Source organism: Cellulomonas sp. A375-1 (genome assembly GCF_001040865.1).
Lineage (GTDB): Bacteria > Actinomycetota > Actinomycetes > Actinomycetales > Cellulomonadaceae > Cellulomonas > Cellulomonas gelida.
In genome coordinates this window covers 1-16,760 of record NZ_LFKW01000038.1, presented here as the reverse complement: position 1 = coordinate 16,760, position 16,760 = coordinate 1, and the positions used below count along the sequence as shown (strand labels likewise).

14 protein-coding genes are annotated in these 16,760 nt (G+C 71.9%); 5 read left to right on the top strand and 9 right to left on the bottom strand.

The genetic code is table 11. From position 1 onward, the window contains the following. Nucleotides 1–138: 138 nt before the first annotated feature. The gene (locus CWIS_RS04335; RefSeq protein WP_048342019.1) at nucleotides 139–609 is read left to right on the top strand and encodes a hypothetical protein; all 471 of its coding nucleotides are present in this window, start codon (nucleotides 139–141) and stop codon (nucleotides 607–609) included. A gap of 56 nt (nucleotides 610–665) precedes the next feature. Beyond that, nucleotides 666–1,877: an aminoglycoside phosphotransferase family protein gene (locus CWIS_RS04330; protein ID WP_053071541.1), complete on the top strand. Its 1,212-nt coding sequence runs from the start codon at nucleotides 666–668 to the stop codon at nucleotides 1,875–1,877. 17 nt (nucleotides 1,878–1,894) lie between these two features. Here CWIS_RS04330 and CWIS_RS04325 read toward each other — a convergent pair whose 3' ends face one another. The 3 genes from CWIS_RS04325 to CWIS_RS04315 are packed head-to-tail and all read right to left on the bottom strand — an operon-like array spanning nucleotide 1,895 to nucleotide 4,351. Next, nucleotides 1,895–2,560 (bottom strand): response regulator transcription factor, encoded by a 666-nt coding sequence (locus CWIS_RS04325; RefSeq protein WP_048342018.1) that lies wholly within the window; start codon nucleotides 2,558–2,560, stop codon nucleotides 1,895–1,897. Beyond that, complete coding sequence (locus tag CWIS_RS04320) at nucleotides 2,557–4,014, bottom strand: cell wall metabolism sensor histidine kinase WalK (protein WP_231583653.1); 1,458 nt, start codon at nucleotides 4,012–4,014, stop codon at nucleotides 2,557–2,559. Before CWIS_RS04320 ends, CWIS_RS04325 begins: the two co-directional genes overlap by 4 nt. Beyond that, nucleotides 4,007–4,351, bottom strand: coding sequence for a hypothetical protein (locus tag CWIS_RS04315; RefSeq protein ID WP_048342017.1), 345 nt, complete (start codon nucleotides 4,349–4,351; stop codon nucleotides 4,007–4,009). The genes CWIS_RS04320 and CWIS_RS04315 overlap by 8 nt, the downstream gene beginning before the upstream one ends. A gap of 389 nt (nucleotides 4,352–4,740) precedes the next feature. On the opposite strand from CWIS_RS04315, the gene CWIS_RS17440 reads away from it, so the two are divergent. After that, nucleotides 4,741–6,267, top strand: coding sequence for a peptidoglycan DD-metalloendopeptidase family protein (locus CWIS_RS17440; RefSeq protein WP_053071539.1), 1,527 nt, complete (start codon nucleotides 4,741–4,743; stop codon nucleotides 6,265–6,267). An 86-nt stretch (nucleotides 6,268–6,353) separates the two neighbouring features. Here the strand turns inward: CWIS_RS17440 and CWIS_RS04305 are convergent, their stop codons facing one another. The 4 genes from CWIS_RS04305 to CWIS_RS17435 form a co-directional block, all read right to left on the bottom strand. Continuing rightward, a complete protein-coding gene (locus CWIS_RS04305) occupies nucleotides 6,354–7,088 on the bottom strand; it encodes a Sir2 family NAD-dependent protein deacetylase (protein WP_048342024.1) in 735 nt (244 codons plus the stop codon). A 4-nt stretch (nucleotides 7,089–7,092) separates the two neighbouring features. Next, nucleotides 7,093–7,575 carry a PPOX class F420-dependent oxidoreductase gene (locus CWIS_RS04300; protein WP_048342016.1) on the bottom strand — a complete coding sequence of 161 codons (483 nt, stop codon included), beginning with the start codon at nucleotides 7,573–7,575 and terminating at the stop codon, nucleotides 7,093–7,095. Between the two features lie 30 nt (nucleotides 7,576–7,605). Then, on the bottom strand, nucleotides 7,606–8,169 hold the full coding sequence (locus CWIS_RS04295; protein WP_053071538.1) for a hypothetical protein: 564 nt from the start codon (nucleotides 8,167–8,169) through the stop codon (nucleotides 7,606–7,608). A 269-nt stretch (nucleotides 8,170–8,438) separates the two neighbouring features. After that, nucleotides 8,439–8,885 (bottom strand): DUF6318 family protein, encoded by a 447-nt coding sequence (locus CWIS_RS17435; RefSeq protein WP_156186539.1) that lies wholly within the window; start codon nucleotides 8,883–8,885, stop codon nucleotides 8,439–8,441. Between the two features lie 615 nt (nucleotides 8,886–9,500). On the opposite strand from CWIS_RS17435, the gene CWIS_RS04285 reads away from it, so the two are divergent. After that, the gene (locus CWIS_RS04285) at nucleotides 9,501–9,827 is read left to right on the top strand and encodes a hypothetical protein (RefSeq protein ID WP_048342015.1); all 327 of its coding nucleotides are present in this window, start codon (nucleotides 9,501–9,503) and stop codon (nucleotides 9,825–9,827) included. A gap of 50 nt (nucleotides 9,828–9,877) precedes the next feature. Here CWIS_RS04285 and CWIS_RS04280 read toward each other — a convergent pair whose 3' ends face one another. Continuing rightward, a complete protein-coding gene (locus tag CWIS_RS04280; protein WP_048342014.1) occupies nucleotides 9,878–11,980 on the bottom strand; it encodes an MMPL family transporter in 2,103 nt (700 codons plus the stop codon). A gap of 146 nt (nucleotides 11,981–12,126) precedes the next feature. Continuing rightward, on the bottom strand, nucleotides 12,127–13,989 hold the full coding sequence (locus CWIS_RS04275; RefSeq protein ID WP_053071536.1) for a M48 family metallopeptidase: 1,863 nt from the start codon (nucleotides 13,987–13,989) through the stop codon (nucleotides 12,127–12,129). Nucleotides 13,990–14,261: 272 nt separating this feature from the next. Here CWIS_RS04275 and CWIS_RS04270 point away from each other — a divergent pair. Continuing rightward, the coding region (locus CWIS_RS04270; protein WP_048342020.1) for an ATP-dependent Clp protease ATP-binding subunit at nucleotides 14,262–16,760 on the top strand (2,499 nt) is incomplete at its 3' end.

The window sequence follows — 16,760 nt, the reverse complement described above, 5'->3', positions numbered from 1 at the left end:
TGCTCACCGCAGCAGCCTAACCACGCGGCCCGACACCGGATGAGAGCTCTCTCATGCGGGCCTCCTGCTGGCCTCATGGACCGCCCCGAGAGTCGGTGGTGTCGCGGACAGGCCGCGGCACGACGAAAGAGGCCCCTCATGCGCACCCTTCCCCGCTCGGTCTGGATCATCTCCGGCACGCTCAGCGCCGTCGCAGTCGCCGGTGGCAGCGCGCTCGCCGCGAGCACCACACCGTCGCCGGACACGACGACCTCGTCGGTCCCGACCGACGCGCCGACCGGCGCGCCGACGGACACGCCGACGGACAGCGCGACCCCGGTCGGCACCCCGAGCGACGCCCCGAGCGCGACCCCCACCCCGTCGGCCGGTGCGACGGACCCGACGCGCACGCAGAACTCGTCGGTCGTCACGACCGTCACCGCGTTGACCCCCGCGTCGGCGGTGACGCCCGCCAGCGCGACCACGGCCGCCAGCCCGGCCACACCTGCCAGCACCGCGACGTCGGTGACGCCCGCGAGCCCGGTGACGGCCGCGAGCCCGGCCAGCCCGGTCACCCCCGCCACCCCCGCGAGCCCGGCCTCGCCGGTCAGCGCCGCGAGCGCGGACTGACGGAAACGGACAGAAGCCCCAGGCGCCGCTTGACCGCCCTGGCAGGCTTGACCTCCATGACGCCCCGGCCCGCACGTGGTGCTGCGCGCCCGACGGTCGGTGACCGTCGGCCCGACGAGGCCGAGGCCCTCGCGGTGCTCACGCACGCGGCCGCCGGCGACCTGCTGGCCGCGGCGCTCGCGACGAGCGGCACCGGCATCGCGTCGTGGAGAGTCGACGCCGTGCACCATCGCCCGGGCGACGGCGTGACCGTGGGCTACGTCGTCCAGACCGCGGACGGCCGTCACGAGTACCTGCTCGCGACGACGTCGCGGACCTGCCCGCGGGACGTGCCGGGGACGTTGGTGGCGCGCGGGCCGGCCGGGGTCGTCGTCGTGTGGCGGCACCCGCAGGACCCGGTGCTGCCCGCGCTGGGCCGCGCGTGCGACCCGCACCGGCTGGCGGACGCGCTGCCCGGTGCGGGTCCCGTCACGGCGCTGGAGCTCGTCGGGTACCGACCGTTGCGCCGGGCCGTGGTGCGGGCGGAGCGGGACGGTGTGCCGTGGTTCGTCAAGGTGCTGCGGCCGGGTGACGGCAACGCCGCGGACGTCGTCGGGCGGCACCGCCTGCTGGCGGACGCGGGCGTCCCCGTGCCGCGCGTCGCGCACGCGTCGGACGACGGGCTCATGGTGCTCGAGGCCATCGACGGGGTCCCCCTGCTCGACGCGCTCGTCGCGGGCTGCACGCCGGCGCTCGCGGACGTGCTCGCCCCCGTGCTGGCGTTCCCGCCCACGGTCCTCGACCTGCCGACGCGTCGTCCGTGGTCGTCGCGCGCGCGGGCCTACGCCGGTGCGCTCGAGGTCCGTCCGGCACTGGAGGGACGCGCCCACGCGGTCGCCGCCGGGGTGCGGTCAGGGCTGCGGCGCACGGACGCCGGCCCGACCGTCCCCACGCACGGCGACCTGCACGAGGCGCAGCTGCTGGTCGACGACGCCGGCCGGGTCTGCGGTCTGCTGGACGTCGACACCGTCGGGCCGGGGCACCTCGTCGACGACCTCGGGTGCCTGCTCGCGCACCTGCACGCGGTGCGGCCCATGACTCCCGCGCTCGCGGCGACCGCGCTGCGCTGGACGGGTGAGGCGGCGGCGTTCGTCGACCCCGACGCGCTGCGGGTGCGGGTGGCCGGTGTGCTGCTGTCGCTGGCGGCCGGCGCGCTGCCCGCCGACCCGGAGGCCCCGGTGGACGACTCCGAGCGGCTGCTCACCATCGCCGAGGCGTGCCTGGCCTGACGGGGCCCGAGCGCGGCTCACGCCTCGAAGCGATACCCGACCCCACGGACCGTCGAGATGAGCTCCGCGCCGAGCTTGGTGCGCAGGTAGCGCACGTACACGTCCACCACGTTCGACGACGGGTCGAAGTCGTACCCCCACACGCGCGAGAGCAGCTGCTCGCGCGACAGCGCCGTGCCGGCGTTGCGCAGGAACGTCTCGGCGAGCGCGAACTCGCGCGCGGACAGGTCCACGCTGCGTCCGTCGACAGTCGCGCGACGCGAGCGCAGGTCGAGGGTGACCGCACCGCGCTGCAGCACGGTCGTGTCGTCGGGCGAGTCCGCCTCGGTGCGCAGCCGCAGGCGCACGCGCGCGAGCAGCTCCTCGAACCGGAACGGCTTGGGCATGTAGTCGTCGGCGCCGCCCTCGAGCCCGGCGACGGTGTCCTCCACCGAGCTGCGCGCCGTGAGGATGATGACCGGCAGCCGCGAGCCCGCGGCGCGCACCTGGCGGAGCACGTCGAACCCGTCGCCGTCGGGCAGGCCGATGTCCAGGACCATGAGGTCCATGTCGCCGGTGAGGGCGAGGTCGAGCGCCTCGCGCGCCGTCCCGACGACCGTGGGTGCGTAGCCCGCGGCCCTGAGCCCCTTCGCGACGAACGACGCGATGCGTGCCTCGTCCTCCACCACCAGCACGCCGCTCATGCGTCCGCCCCTTCGTCGTCGCCACTCTCGTCGGACCGGCCCGTGGACACCGGGACGGCCGGGACGGAGACGACGAACGTCGACCCGATCCCGGGCTCCGACGAGACCCCCACGTCACCGCCGTGCGCCCGTGCGATCGCCGCGACGATCGCCAGCCCCAGCCCCGCGCCGACCGTCCCCGCGGACTCCGGCGCGCGCTCGAACCGCTCGAAGATCCGCGCCTGACGCTCGGGTGCGATGCCGACACCCTCGTCGCGCACCCACAGCCGCAGCGTGCCGTCGGCGACGGCCGAGCCGAGCGTGATCGTCGTGCCGTCCGCGGAGAACTTCACCGCGTTGTTCGCGAGCTGCAGCCACGCCTGCGTGAGGCGGCGTGCGTCGACGAGCAGCTCGACGTCGGCGCGCTTGTCGACCCGCCACGTGCGCGCACCGAGGCCGGTGGCCTTGTCGAGCACCTCGTCGGTCAGGACCCCGACGTGCGTCGGAGCGGGCTGGACGAACCCGTCGCGGTCGGCGACGGCGAGCACCAGCAGGTCGTCGACGAGCAGGCCCATGCGGTCGACCTCGTCGAGCGCGAGCTCGCGCGTGGCGCGCACGTCGTCGGCGTCGTCGACGTCCATGAGCTCCAGGTGCCCGCCGATCACCGTCAGCGGCGTCCGCAGCTCGTGCCCCACGTCGTCGAGCAGGCGTCGCTGCGCCGACATGCTCGCCTGCAGCCGGTCGAGCATCGCGTTGACGGTGTGCCCGACCTCGCCCACGTCGTCGTCGGTGGTCACCGGCACGCGCGCGTCGAGGGTGCCCTCGTCGACCTTCGCCGCGGTCTCCCGCAGTGCGCGCAGCGGCCGCAGCACCCGCCCGAGCAGCACCCACGCGACGACGCCCGTGGCCGCGAGCGCGCCCGCCGCGACGAACGTGTACGTGCGCCAGGTGTGGTCCAGCGCCGCGATCTCGAGGTCACGCACCGTCGCCGCGACGAAGAGCCCCGCCGGGGCCGCAGGGTCGTCGAGGGTCACCGGGACCGTCACCACGCGGTACTGGGCACGGTCGGTCGTGACCGTCCGCAGCCGCACCTGGTCCCCCGCGGGCACCTCGCGCAGCAGGGCGACGAGCTGCGGGTCGTCCTCGAGCCGGACCGCGACGGTCGTGGGCGCGTACCAGGCCGGGGAGCCGTCGACGAGCGCGATGCTGCCCGCGCTCGGGTCCGGCAGCGTCTGCTGCATCGCCGCGCGCAGGATGCCGTCGACCGGCAGGTCCGCGTTGGCCTGCGCGATGCCGCGGAACTGCTGCGCGGCGCGCGTGAGCTCGCTCTCGATGCGGTCGTCGACGTCCTGACGCTGGATCGCGTACGTCGTCAGCCCGGCGCCCAGCAGCCCGAGCGCTGTGGTCGCGAGCGTGACCGCGACGACCTTCGTCCGCACGGTGCGCCGCGGGCGGCGCGACGGCGCCTCAGTCACGGTCGCGCTCGTCGTCATCGTCATCGGGGTCCGGCGTGTGGTCGTCGTCGTCGTCGTCATCGTCGTCGTCCGGGTCCCGAGGGGTGGGCAGGTCGACGGGCGCGGGCGTCCTGGGCGCCCCGGATGTGGACGTCGGGGTGGGGCTCGGGGTGCCCGTGGTGGTCGGCGACGGCGTCGGATCGGTGCTCGGGCTCGTTCCCGCGGGGGTCACGACGACGGGCTCGCCGATCGAGCGGTCCCCCGGCGCGGACAGCGCGACCGTCAGCGCGTAGGAGCCGGCACCGAGCGCGAGCACGACGAGGCCCACCGCCAGCCACGTCCGCACCTCTCGCACCATGCGCTCATCGTGCCTGGTCGGGATGAGACGCGGATGAGAACGTGCAGCGGCGGCGGTCAGCCGTTCACCCGACAGGCTGACATGGGTGGAACTGGCTCCTCGCCCGCCCTGCCGTCGCTACCGTTCCTCACGTGCGGCGCGCTCCGCTCCGCCTACCTGGATGCTGGAGAAGGTGGGAGTGCGCGATGCCCTCTGTCGGCTTTCGAGTACTGGGTCGGCACGCGGCCCTCGTCGTCGCGGCGGCGCTCGCGTTGCTCTTCGTCGTGGTGGCGCCGGCAGACGCCAGCTCCCCGAGGACGTTCACCGCCAGTCCGAGGCCCACCGTGACGGGAACGGCGCAGGTCGGCGCGACCTTGACCGCACGGCCAGGCACGTGGAGGCCCGCCCCCGTGAAGCTCACCTACCAGTGGAAGCGTTCCGGGGTCGCGATCGCTGGAGCGACGAAGACCACCTACAAGCTCGCCCCCGCGGACGCGGGCAAGCTGATCACGGTGAAGGTGACGGGCAGGAAGGCCAACTACAAGACCGTCAGCAGGACGAGCAAGCCGACTGCAGCCGTCAAGACCGCCAGGTTCGTGTCAGCTCCGAAGCCGAAGATCGTCGGCACCGCGACCGTCCGCGGCACCCTGACGGCGAACCCTGGCACATGGTCGCCGACCGCGAAGATCACGTACCAGTGGCTGCGCAACGGCTCCGCGCTCCCCGGCGCGACGGGCAAGACGTACAGGCTGACCTTCGACGACGAGGGCGCGGGAGTCGCGGTCCGCGTCACGGGGTCGCGGACCGGCTACGCATCGAAGACCGTGACCTCGGCAGCGGTGACGGTCCTGGCGACTGACCAGCTCCGCAGCGACGAGGTCCTCAACGCGGGCAGGTCCCTGCGGTCCCCGAACGGGAGCTACACCCTCGTGATGCAGGGCGACGGGAACCTCGTCGAGTACGGCCCGTCGGGCGCCACCTGGTCGACGGGCGGTGGCGACGCCAACCACGTCGTCATGCAGAGCGACGGCAACCTCGTGAGCCGCAACGCAGCGGGCACGCCACGGTGGGACTCGGGCTCCTGGGGAACCGGCGGAACGGTGCTCGCCGTCCAGGATGACGGGAACCTCGTCATCTACGACGCTGCCGGCAAGGCGGTCTGGGCGCGCAACGTGGTCGGCTGGCTCTCCGTGTATACGGGCTCGACGGCCAACGGTCAGCCCGGGACGCAGAGCCAATCGGCACCGAACCTGACGAGCACCCTGTTCAAGGTGTACCCGGTGGCCACGCGCCTACCGGTGGTCTGCGGCGTCACCAACGGCCAGGCCGTGGACGGCAGCGCCACCCCCGGGACGACGAAGACCTCGACCTGGCACCGTCTCCTGTGGGGCGACTGGGTGCCCGACGCGGACTTCAAGACCACGGTCAACGGCCTGGTGCCGAAGGGGACGATCGGGTTCGTCGCCTCCGAGCCGAACTGCAACGGATCCTCCGTGCCGTCGACGCCCTTGCCGGGGATCAACGGCTGGGTCTTCCCCATCCAGCCGCACGCCACCCTGACGACGTACTCCGGGCACAACGGCGACGACTTCCCCGTCCCGATCGGCACCCCCGTCTACGCCATGTACGGCGGCGCGGTGAGCATCCCCGCCGCGTACAAGGTCGAGGCGAAGTGGTGCCCCGTCCCCGCAGCCATCGGGCGTGTCCAGCAAGACCTGATCGTCACCTCGAACCGCGACGGCGCGACCTACCGTTTCGACTACGCCCACCTGGACAGCTTCTCGGTGAGCAATGGCCAGGCGGTGAATGCTGGCGACCTGCTCGGATACTCCGGCAACAAGGGCTGCGTGACGGGGCCTCACCTGCACATCGACATCAAGCTCAACGGAGTGGCCAACCAGGTCTTCCCCCACTCGCTCATTGGCTGGAAGTACTAGGGCGGAGGGGCGATCGCCCTCCCGGGGGAACTCGATCGGAGCCTCCTCAGCGGAAGCCGACGGGGCCGGCCTGCTCGCTCGACGGTTCAGGAGCGAAGTCGTTCCATCAGCGTGGGGATGGCCTGGTCGATGGGGTCGCGGATGACCTCGTCGGCCAGGTGGTCGTAGGGCGTGGGTTCGGCGTTGACGACGACGAGGCGCGCGCCCGAGTCGACGGCGAGCGCGGCGAGGCTCGCGACGGGCTGCACGGTCAGGGTCGTGCCGATCGCGACGAAGGTCGTGGCGTCGGTCGCAGCGGCGACGGCGTGCTGCAGTGCGTCATCGGGCAGCTGCTCACCGAAGTACACGACATCGGGCTTGAGGATGCCGCCGCACTCCGTGCACAGCGGGTCGGGCTCGTCGGCCAGGCGCGCGAGCACGTCGGTCGTCGGCCAGGTCGTCGTGCACCGCAGGCACGAGGTCGTGGCGAGCGAGCCGTGGAGCTCGACGGTGCGTTCGTCGGACGAGCCGGCCGCCTGGTGCAGGCCGTCGAAGTTCTGCGTGAGGACCGCGATGAGGTCGCCCGCGTGCTCGAGCTCCGCCAGCGCCCGGTGGGCGGCCGTGGGCTGCGCGTGCCACGTCGGGTGCTCCGCCCACGCTCGCCAGCCGCGCACCCTGACGTCGCGCTCGCGCACGTAGCGGCCGATCTCCAGCAGCTCCGCCGCGGCCGGGTCGCGGGTCCAGACGCCCTGCGGCCCGCGGAAGTCGGGGATGCCCGACGAGGTGGAGATCCCGGCGCCGGTCAGGACCGTGATCGTCGGGTCGTCGTGATGGTGCGGCACGTGCTCAGCCTTGCGCGTCGAGGCGAGCCGCGACGTCCGCCGGGAAGCCACCCGTCGCGAGCGGTCCCCACCGGACCGGGGTGATGCGCAGCAGGCTCTTGCCCTGCAGCCGCATCGCGGCGCGGTACTCGTCCCAGTCCGGGTGCTCGCCGGCGATGCAGCGGTAGTAGTCGACGAGCGCGTCCTCGGCCTCGGGCATGTGCAGCACCTGCGCGGTGCCGTCGACCTGCACCCATGGGCCGTTCCAGTCGTCGGACAGCACGCACACGCTGACGCGGGGGTCACGCTCGGCGTTGCGCGTCTTGGCGCGCCCCGGGTACGTGGAGATGACGATGCGGCCCGCGTCATCGACGCCGCCGGAGACGGGGGAGACCTGCGGGCTGCCGTCGGCACGCGTCGTGACGAGGATCAGGTGGTGGCGCGGCCGGACGAAGTCGAGCAGGTCGTCGAGCGGGACCGGGGTCGTGGTGGCGATGGGGCGCGGCATGAGACGACCGTACGACGAGTGCTGCCGTGGTCAGCCGTCGAGGCGGCTGCGGAGCTCGATCACGTCGAAGGGGTCGAGTGTCGTGGTGGTCGTCGCGGTCCCGGAGACGTCGCGCCACTCGCCGTCGGGGTCCTCGTCCACGCGGTACGTGCCCTTCCATATGGTCGTGAGGACGACGGTCGCGGAGGTCGCCTCCCGGTACGTGTGAGCGACGTCGAACGACGGGTACGGGTTGCCCGGCGAGGTGGTGGTGAGGGTCTCGCCGTCGCCGAAGTCCCACGCGTACTCGACGGGGTACACGTCGACGTCGATCCCGTAGGTGAACAGGCTCGTGCGGAAGGTGCGGTGCTCGGCGTCGACGTAGACGATCAGCGGCTTGTTGACCAGCACCTCGTCGCGTTCGGGCTGCCGATGCGCCGCCAGGGGGTCGATCTTCAGGCGCCGGAAGTCGGCCTGCGGGAACGGCGGGAGCAGGTCCTGGGGACACGCCCAGCCGGCCAGCATCTCCCACCGCGACCAGTTGTCCGATGCGGCCGATGGGCGGGTGCGGCGCCAGAGCGGCTCGACGGGCGAGTCGTCTCCGCACGCGGGCACCGGAACGGTGCCGTTGGGTGGTGAGCACTCGCCGTCGATCCCGGGGGCAAGGTACTGCGAGCCCACGTTGCACAACGGGGCGTGGGCGTACTCGACCAGAGGATCCGGGTGGGCCCTCCAATGCCGTAGCTCGAGATTCGCCTTGAACGCGTCAGTGAGGTGCGCCTCGTCGTCTTCGAGCTCGGTGCTAGCACTGGCGAATGCGGGAACCGCGGATGCTGCCGTGAACGCCAGAACCAGCACCACAGACGAGACGAACGCGCGGCGCATCAGGCCGACCCAAGATCGTCGCTGCTCGCGCCCAGGATCTTCCAGGAGCCTTCAGCCCAGCGGAGTTCGAGGTGCGCCCTTGCGGTCGTCGCCTCGGGGTAGTCCTTGAGGACCGTGCCGTCGGCCGCGATCCGCTGAGAGGGGTGTTCGACGTAGTCGATGCTCGCCGAGAAGACGCCCTCTTCCTCCGCCTCGGAGGCATGGCCGAAGCCGACGTCGATCGCGCCACCGGTCACCCGCTGCCCTTCGGTGGCAACCTCCAGCCCAAGTTCTCGCGCGCTGGCGCAGAACTTGCAGTCCGGACCCGACAACGCGTCCCACTGCGCAGTCTCGCCCGTGGCGATCACGTAGGGGATGAGCTGGATGAAGTACTTCCCGACAAGCATGGCGTTGTCTGCGGTGGCCGGACCGTCGAGAGCAGCGGGGGGCGTGGGTGCGACGGTCACGTCCTGGTCCGGCCCGCTGGTCACGACGACGTCCGGCGTGGGTTCGGGTGTCGGCGTGGGAGTCGGCGAGGCCTTCGCCGTCGCACTGGGGCCCGAGGTCGCCGACGCGACGGGCTCAGGGCCCTGCGACGTGCAGCCTGCAGCGAGCAGGACCGCGACGACCATCACCAACGAAGCAGCGGCGCGAGACATGGGGCGAAACTACTCAATCGGGACGCGGCGCGGGGTGGCGTCCGCCCGTCTGTGGACAAGCGTCCGCGACGGCTCGGTCGGCTGTCTGAGTCCGAGTAGCCGCCTCGTGGGCCGCGGGCGCGGTTCCGACGTCGCGTAGGTCAGGCAGCCCGTTCGGGCACCCGGTGCGGGATCGCCGCGGGCTGCGAAGGTGCATATGAACGGCACGCTGAGCAAGGATGGCGCGGTGTGTGCGACGAGGTACGGGACGTTCGCCATCAAGACCGATGGGACGAAGCGCACGTGGTACGTGCCACTGATGTACTCAGGTGGCTCGGAGTGCGGTACGTGGAAAGGGCGGAACGTGGTGACGAGCACGGTGCCTTCGGGCATCGCGCCCGATGGGGTCGTCTTCACGAGTACGAGGTCGGGATGTCTGCAGGGATGACAGAGAGCTCTGCGCTGGAGCCGGTGCTCGGTCGGCTGCCTGAGGGTCGGGTGGCCGACGTCCGCCCCACCTACCTCGTGACGTTCCTGACTGGACCGGTCGAGGGCGAGCTCGAGGACGTGGCGGGCGAGGCGACGTACCTGGTCGCGGGAGCGAGGGACGTCACGGCAGTGATCGCCTGGGCGGAGGCGAACCTGCCAGACCGGCTCCTGCTCGCGGAGGTGAGCGTGCAGCCGTACGGGACGACTGAGCGGGCGCGGGTGTGGTCGCGGCAGCCCGAGACGCCGTGGGCAGCACGCGTCGGTCCGGACTACACGCATTGAGCACGGAACCGCCCCCGTGAGCCGCGGGGGCGGTTCCGACGTCGCGTGGGTCAGGCGGCCGGTTCGGGCACCCGTTGCGGGATGGCGGCGGGCTGCGGTTCGGGGCGGCGGGCCAGGCGGCTCGGCCACCACATCGTCGGGCCGATGTCGAGGTTGAGCGCCGTGACGAGCACGGACCGCACGACGAGCGTGTCGAGCAGCACCCCGAACGCGACCGCGAACCCGATCTCGGCGAACGCGACCGCGGGCAGCGTCCCGAGCGTCGCGAACGTCCCCGCGAGCACCAGCCCGGCGGACGTGATCACACCGCCCGTGGCCGCGAGCCCGACGAGTGACCCGCGCCGGTGTCCGAGCCGTTGCGCCTCCTCGCGGACGCGCGTCATGAGGAAGATGTTGTAGTCGATCCCCAGCGCCACGAGGAACACGAACACGAACAGCGGGAACGACGAGTCGGCGCCGGCGAACCCGAACACGTTCTGGAAGATGAACGCCGAGACGCCGAGCGCGGCACCGAACGACAGGACCACGGTGCCCATGAGGACCAGCGGCGCGACGACCGCGCGCAGCAGCAGGACCAGGATCAGGAACACCGCGAGCAGGATGATCGGGATGATCACCGCGTTGTCGCGTGCGGACGCGCGTTGGACGTCCAGGTTCGTCGCGGTCTCCCCGCCGACGACCGCCTCGGCACCCGGCACGGCGTGCACGGCGTCGCGGACGCGGTCGACGGTGTCGTAGGCGGCGTCGGAGTCGGGCTCGCTCGTGAGCGTGCCCTCGAGGTACGCGACGCCGTCCTTGACGACGGGCTCGGTCACGGTCGTCGGGTCGATCCCGTCCACGGCCGCGAGCGCCGTGTGCACGTCGTCGGCGGCCGCGCCTTCTGCGATGACCACGACGGGCGACCCGGCACCGCCCGGGAAGTGCGCCGACAGCACCTTCTCGCCCACGATCGAGGGCTGCTCGCTGCGGAACGACTCCTCGGTCGTCAGGCCCGTCGCGTTGAGCTGCAGGATGCCCACGGACGCGATCGCCAGGACCACGGCCGTGCCGATCCACGTGCGCCGCGGGTGCACCGCGATGCGCTGACCGGCGCGCGCCCAGAAGCCGTGCTCGGTCGGCTCGGCGTCGCCCACGTGCGGCACGCGCGGCCAGAACACCCACCGGCCCAGGACGACGAGCAGCGCGGGCAGCAGCGTCAGCATGACGAGCAGGCACACGACGATCCCGGCGGCGGCCACCGGCCCGAGGCCTGCGGTCGAGCTCATCGTCGCGAACAGCAGGCACAGCATGCCGACGGCCACGGTCGCGCCGCTCGCGATGATCGCGGGGCTGGCGCGGTGCAGCGCGACGGCCATCGCCTCGTGCCGGTCGGTGTGCTTGCGCAGCTCCTCGCGATATCGGGCCGTCAGCAGCAGCGCGTAGTCGGTCCCCGCACCGAACACCAGCACCGTCAGGATGCCCGCGCTCTGCGCGTTCACGGTGAGGTCCGCGTACTCGGCGAGCAGGTACACCGCCGCCTGCGCGACGGTCAGCGCCACGCCCGCGGACACCACCGGCAGGAGCCACAGCACGGGGCTGCGGTACGTCAGCAGCAGGATCACGACGACCACGCCCGCCGCCGCGAACAGCAGGGTCGAGTCGATGCCCTCGAACGCCTTCGCCGAGTCGGCGGCACCGCCGACGGGTCCGGTCACGTGCATGGCCAGGCCCGCGGGGTCGTCGTCGGCTGCGGCCAACAGGTCGTCGACGACGACGATCGACTCGTCCCAGTCGGTCAGCTCGATCGGGACGATGACCTGGGCCGCCTCGCCGTCCTGCGACGTCACGGGCCCGACGATCTCGCCTGCGAGCCGGTCGATCGAGCCCCACGCGGCGACGTGGTCGGCGATCGCCGCCTCGTCGTCCGCGGTCAGCCCGCCCTTGCGCTCGAACACGACGACCGCGGGCGCGGTGTCCGCGGGGACGAATGCCTCCGCCTTCTCGAGCACCTGCGTGGACTCCGCGTCCTTCGGGAGCCAGCTCGCGGCCTCGTTGTCCTGCGCGCCCGTCAGCTTGCCGGCGAGCGGGCCGAGCAGCGCGACGGCACCCAGCCAGAACGCGATGACGACGTACTTCACGTAGCGATGGGTGATCCACCCGGCGACCTTGGCCATGACACGTCCCCTGATCGGCGTCGAGAGTGAGGGAGTGCGCCCGCGCAGGGGCGCTCAGAGACACACTGACGACTCAGGAGCAATTCGGACTATCCGGGATACCCCCGGTTCTTCCCGGGGGTATCCCTGACGTGCGGTCGGGGCGGTCAGGTGGCGACGGGGACGGGGGCGAACCGCTTCGCCACGTCCTGCAGGGCGATGCTGCTGCCCGAGGTGAGCTCCTGGCTGTCCAGCTTCGTCCTCAGGTCCAGGGTGGTCCCGTCGTGCAGGGCGAACTCCACCCCGACGGGGAATCGCTTGCTGACTCGGCCCGAAACCACGTCCTCGAACGGCACGAACCAGTTCTGGGCGGCGATGTCGGCGGGAGCGGCGCTGGCAGCGAGCTCGCGCAGCCGGTTGCGACCTTGGTTGTACACCTTCGGGCACGGCACGAGAACGAGCCCGTGGGTCAGCACGAGCACGTCGTACTGCTCACCGTCGACCACGACGTTCGCGACGCCTGCGACGATGGCGGAGCCGCGAGCGTCGGCCTCTGCGGACGCTCCGACCGCGTCGAGGTCCACCCCGAGATCGGCGAGACGTCCTCGCAGCTCTGCGGCGCCGCGCGGGCCGCCGGCGCCCAGCAGTGCGAGCGGCCGGACGTCGTAGGGCACGCCGTCGGGTCCGACGAACGGGTCGCCCGCGTCCCAGCGGTGCTCCCACCGTGCTGCGCCGCTCGTGGCGAGCGCGCACTGCAGGACGGCCGTCCACACGACCGTCGCGGCGGTGTCGCCGTCCGCATCGGGGCCGGCCGAGGCGTCGAGGTCGAGCGCCTGCAGCACGTCGTCGAGGCGGTCGGCCTCCGTCAGCTCGAGCAGGTCACGCAGTGAGCCGCGCTCGACTCCCACGCGGCGGCCCACGGCACGGAACACGATGTCGGCCGAGTGCTGCGCGCTCGCCGCCCTCGCCCGCGGGGTCAGCAGCTCCCAGGGCAGCCGCTCGCGGTCTGCATACTTCACGACGACCTCGGCGAGCATCGCGGTGAGGGCCGGGAGCCCTCGCACGAGCACGCCGGCCGGTCGCGTGTCGCGGGTGAGCGCTGGAGAGGCGACCGCGCCCATCGCCGCGATCCTGGCCGACGTCGACGGGTGGCTGTCCCACCGCGACTCCTGCGACGGCGGGGCGAGGGTGCGCAGCCGGTCGAGCTCGTCCTGCCGCGCGGCGAGCAGAGCCGCGAAGCCGTCGAACATCGCGTCGCTCGTCGGCGCGAGGCCGGCGTCCCACGCGACCGACACGTACCGGTCGAAGTAGAACGTCCACGCGGCCGAGAGGACCTCCATCTCGTGCAGGGTCTCTGCGGCGACCTCGCGGCCGGCGACCTGCACCGAGACTGCGTCGGCCTCGAGCTCCTGCCGGCGGCTGATCGCGGCGGACGCGAGCAGGTAGAGCCGGCCGTAGCCGCGCAGCACCCAGCCTGCGAACCCCGTGACCTCGCCGGCAGCAGCGCCCACGACCTGGCGCCCTCGGTAGGCGATCGGCGCGAGGCGGGTGTGCCCGTTCGAGTAGTGCGCCAGCTCGTGCGCGAGCACCGAGCGCATCTGCGCGACGTCCAGGGCCTGCAGGAGCGGCACCCCCACGTAGAGGCGCCGCGTGCCCGGGACGAGCCCGAGGAGGCGCGCGTCCTCGGAGACGAAGGCGTTGAGGTCGGGGACGAGCCGGATCTCACGCGGGACGCGCGTCTGAGCGGCCGCGGCGAGCTCCTCGACGACGTCCCACAGCTCGGGGGCGACGTCTCTGGGCAGGGCACTCCCCGAGGGCTCGTGCTTCTGGGCCTTGCTGACCTTGCGCATCGTGAGGACGAACCCGATCGCTGCCGCGACCGCGAAGAACGCGAGCTTGGCCCCGACGGCGTGGCCCGACGAGATCAGCGCGACCGCGACGCCGAGGATCCCGAGGAGCACGATCAGGGCCGTGACGTAGAACCCGGCGATCAGCGCGAGGCACAGCAGCGCGCGCATGGTGGTCTTCACGCGCCGAGTATGGCGACGTGGGCAGCCGCCCGGGCGGGATATCGACGAGTGCGGCTCGGCGTCCCCCATCCGGCCGAGCGTGCGCCGCGGACCGCCCTCGTCGGGTGCCGTCGCGCGCTCGTCGGAGCGGGGTTTCACGCCTGCGGCGAACACGGGCAGTACCGGGCACATGCCGCCGTTAGCATCGAACAACGCCGCATCGTCGTCGGCCCTGCGCTCCGTGCCGGAGCGCGTGGGTACCCCGATGAGCACGCTGCTCGTGAGGAGTGCACATGTTCGAGAGATTCACGGACCGAGCCCGTCGCGTGGTCGTCCTCGCCCAAGAAGAGGCGCGGATGCTCAACCACAACTACATCGGCACCGAGCACATCCTCCTGGGGCTGATCCACGAGGGTGAGGGCGTCGCTGCCAAGGCTCTGGAGTCGCTGGGGATCTCGCTCGAGGCCGTGCGCGCCCAGGTCCAGGAGATCATCGGCGAGGGCCAGCAGGCTCCGTCGGGCCACATCCCCTTCACGCCGCGCGCCAAGAAGGTGCTGGAGCTGTCCCTGCGCGAGGCGCTGCAGCTCGGCCACAACTACATCGGCACCGAGCACATCCTGCTGGGCCTGATCCGCGAGGGTGAGGGTGTCGCCGCGCAGGTGCTGAACAAGCTCGGCGCGGACCTCAACCGCGTGCGCCAGCAGGTCATCCAGCTGGTGTCCGGGTACCAGGGCAAGGAGCCGGTCGCCGCAGGCGGGCCCACCGAGGGTCAGCCCTCGGGCTCGGCCGTGCTCGACCAGTTCGGGCGCAACCTGACGCAGGCCGCGCGCGACAACAAGCTCGACCCGGTCATCGGGCGCGAGAAGGAGATCGAGCGGGTCATGCAGGTGCTGTCCCGCCGCACCAAGAACAACCCGGTGCTGATCGGCGAGCCCGGCGTCGGCAAGACGGCCGTGGTCGAGGGTCTGGCGCAGGACATCGTGCGCGGCGACGTGCCCGAGACGCTCAAGGACAAGCAGCTCTACACGCTGGACCTGGGCGCCCTCGTGGCCGGCTCGCGCTACCGCGGTGACTTCGAGGAGCGCCTGAAGAAGGTGCTCAAGGAGATCCGCACGCGCGGCGACATCATCCTGTTCATCGACGAGATCCACACGCTCGTCGGTGCGGGTGCCGCCGAGGGCGCGATCGACGCGGCCTCGATCCTCAAGCCGATGCTCGCCCGCGGCGAGCTGCAGACCATCGGTGCGACCACGCTCGACGAGTACCGCAAGTACGTCGAGAAGGACCCGGCCCTGGAGCGTCGCTTCCAGCCGATCCAGGTCAGCGAGCCGAACCTTCAGCACGCGATCGAGATCCTCAAGGGTCTGCGGGACCGCTACGAGGCGCACCACCGCGTCTCGATCACGGACGGCGCGCTCGTCGCCGCCGCGACGCTCGCGGACCGTTACGTCAACGACCGCTACCTCCCGGACAAGGCCATCGACCTGGTCGACGAGGCCGGTGCGCGCCTGCGCATCCGCCGCATGACGGCCCCGCCGGAGCTGCGTGAGCTGGACGAGGAGATCGCCACCACGCGCCGCGACAAGGAGTCGGCGATCGACGAGCAGGACTTCGAGAAGGCCGCGCGCCTGCGCGACCAGGAGAAGCAGCTCGGCCTCAAGCGCGTCGAGAAGGAGAAGGCCTGGAAGTCGGGCGACCTCGACGCCGTCGCGGAGGTCGACGAGGAGCTCATCGCCGAGGTGCTGGCGAACGCCACCGGCATCCCCGTCTTCAAGCTCACCGAGGAGGAGTCCAGCCGGCTGCTCCACATGGAGGAGAACCTGCACAAGCGGGTCGTCGGCCAGAACGCGGCCATCAAGGCGCTCTCGCAGGCCATCCGCCGCACGCGTGCGGGCCTCAAGGACCCGAAGCGTCCCGGTGGGTCGTTCATCTTCGCGGGCCCCACGGGCGTCGGGAAGACCGAGCTCGCCAAGGCGCTCGCGGAGTTCCTGTTCGGTGACGAGGACGCGCTGATCCAGCTCGACATGTCCGAGTTCTCGGAGAAGCACACCGTCTCGCGCCTGTTCGGCTCGCCCCCCGGGTACGTCGGGTACGACGAGGGTGGTCAGCTCACCGAGAAGGTGCGTCGCCGGCCCTTCTCCGTCGTGCTGTTCGACGAGGTCGAGAAGGCGCACGCGGACATCTTCAACTCGCTGCTGCAGATCCTCGAGGACGGTCGCCTGACCGACTCGCAGGGCCGCGTCATCGACTTCAAGAACACCGTCATCATCATGACGACGAACCTCGGCACGCGGGACATCGCCAAGGGCGTCATGACCGGCTTCCAGGCCGGCGGCGAGCTCGCCACCGACTACGAGCGGATGAAGGCGAAGGTCAACGACGAGCTCAAGCAGCACTTCCGGCCTGAGTTCCTCAACCGCGTCGACGACGTGGTGGTCTTCCCGCAGCTCTCGCAGCCGGAGATCTTCCAGATCGTCGACCTGATGATCGCCAAGCTCGACAAGCGGCTGCACGACAAGGACATGGGCATCCAGATCACGCCCGCGGCCAAGAAGCTGCTGTCGGAGAAGGGCTACGACCCGGTCCTGGGTGCTCGGCCGCTGCGCCGCGCGATCCAGCGGGACATCGAGGACGCGCTGTCCGAGAAGATCCTGTTCGGCGAGCTCAAGGCCGGCCAGCTCGTGATCGTCGACGCCGAGGGCGAGGGACTCCTGGGGGAGTTCTCCTTCCGCGGTGTCCCGCGCGGGACGGTCGACAAGGAGCCGGTGCCCGTCGGGGCTTCGGCGGGGACG

Bases quoted from the DNA above. Each gene is read 5' to 3' on its own strand.
- CWIS_RS04335 (WP_048342019.1), top strand. From the start codon at position 139: ATGCGCACCCTTCCCCGCTCGGTCTGGATCATCTCCGGCACGCTCAGC.
- CWIS_RS04300 (WP_048342016.1), bottom strand. From the start codon at position 7,575: ATGCCGCGCCCCATCGCCACCACGACCCCGGTCCCGCTCGACGACCTG.
- CWIS_RS04280 (WP_048342014.1), bottom strand. From the start codon at position 11,980: ATGGCCAAGGTCGCCGGGTGGATCACCCATCGCTACGTGAAGTACGTC.
- CWIS_RS04315 (WP_048342017.1), bottom strand. From the start codon at position 4,351: ATGGTGCGAGAGGTGCGGACGTGGCTGGCGGTGGGCCTCGTCGTGCTC.
- CWIS_RS04325 (WP_048342018.1), bottom strand. From the start codon at position 2,560: ATGAGCGGCGTGCTGGTGGTGGAGGACGAGGCACGCATCGCGTCGTTC.
- CWIS_RS04285 (WP_048342015.1), top strand. From the start codon at position 9,501: ATGACAGAGAGCTCTGCGCTGGAGCCGGTGCTCGGTCGGCTGCCTGAG.
- CWIS_RS04330 (WP_053071541.1), top strand. From the start codon at position 666: ATGACGCCCCGGCCCGCACGTGGTGCTGCGCGCCCGACGGTCGGTGAC.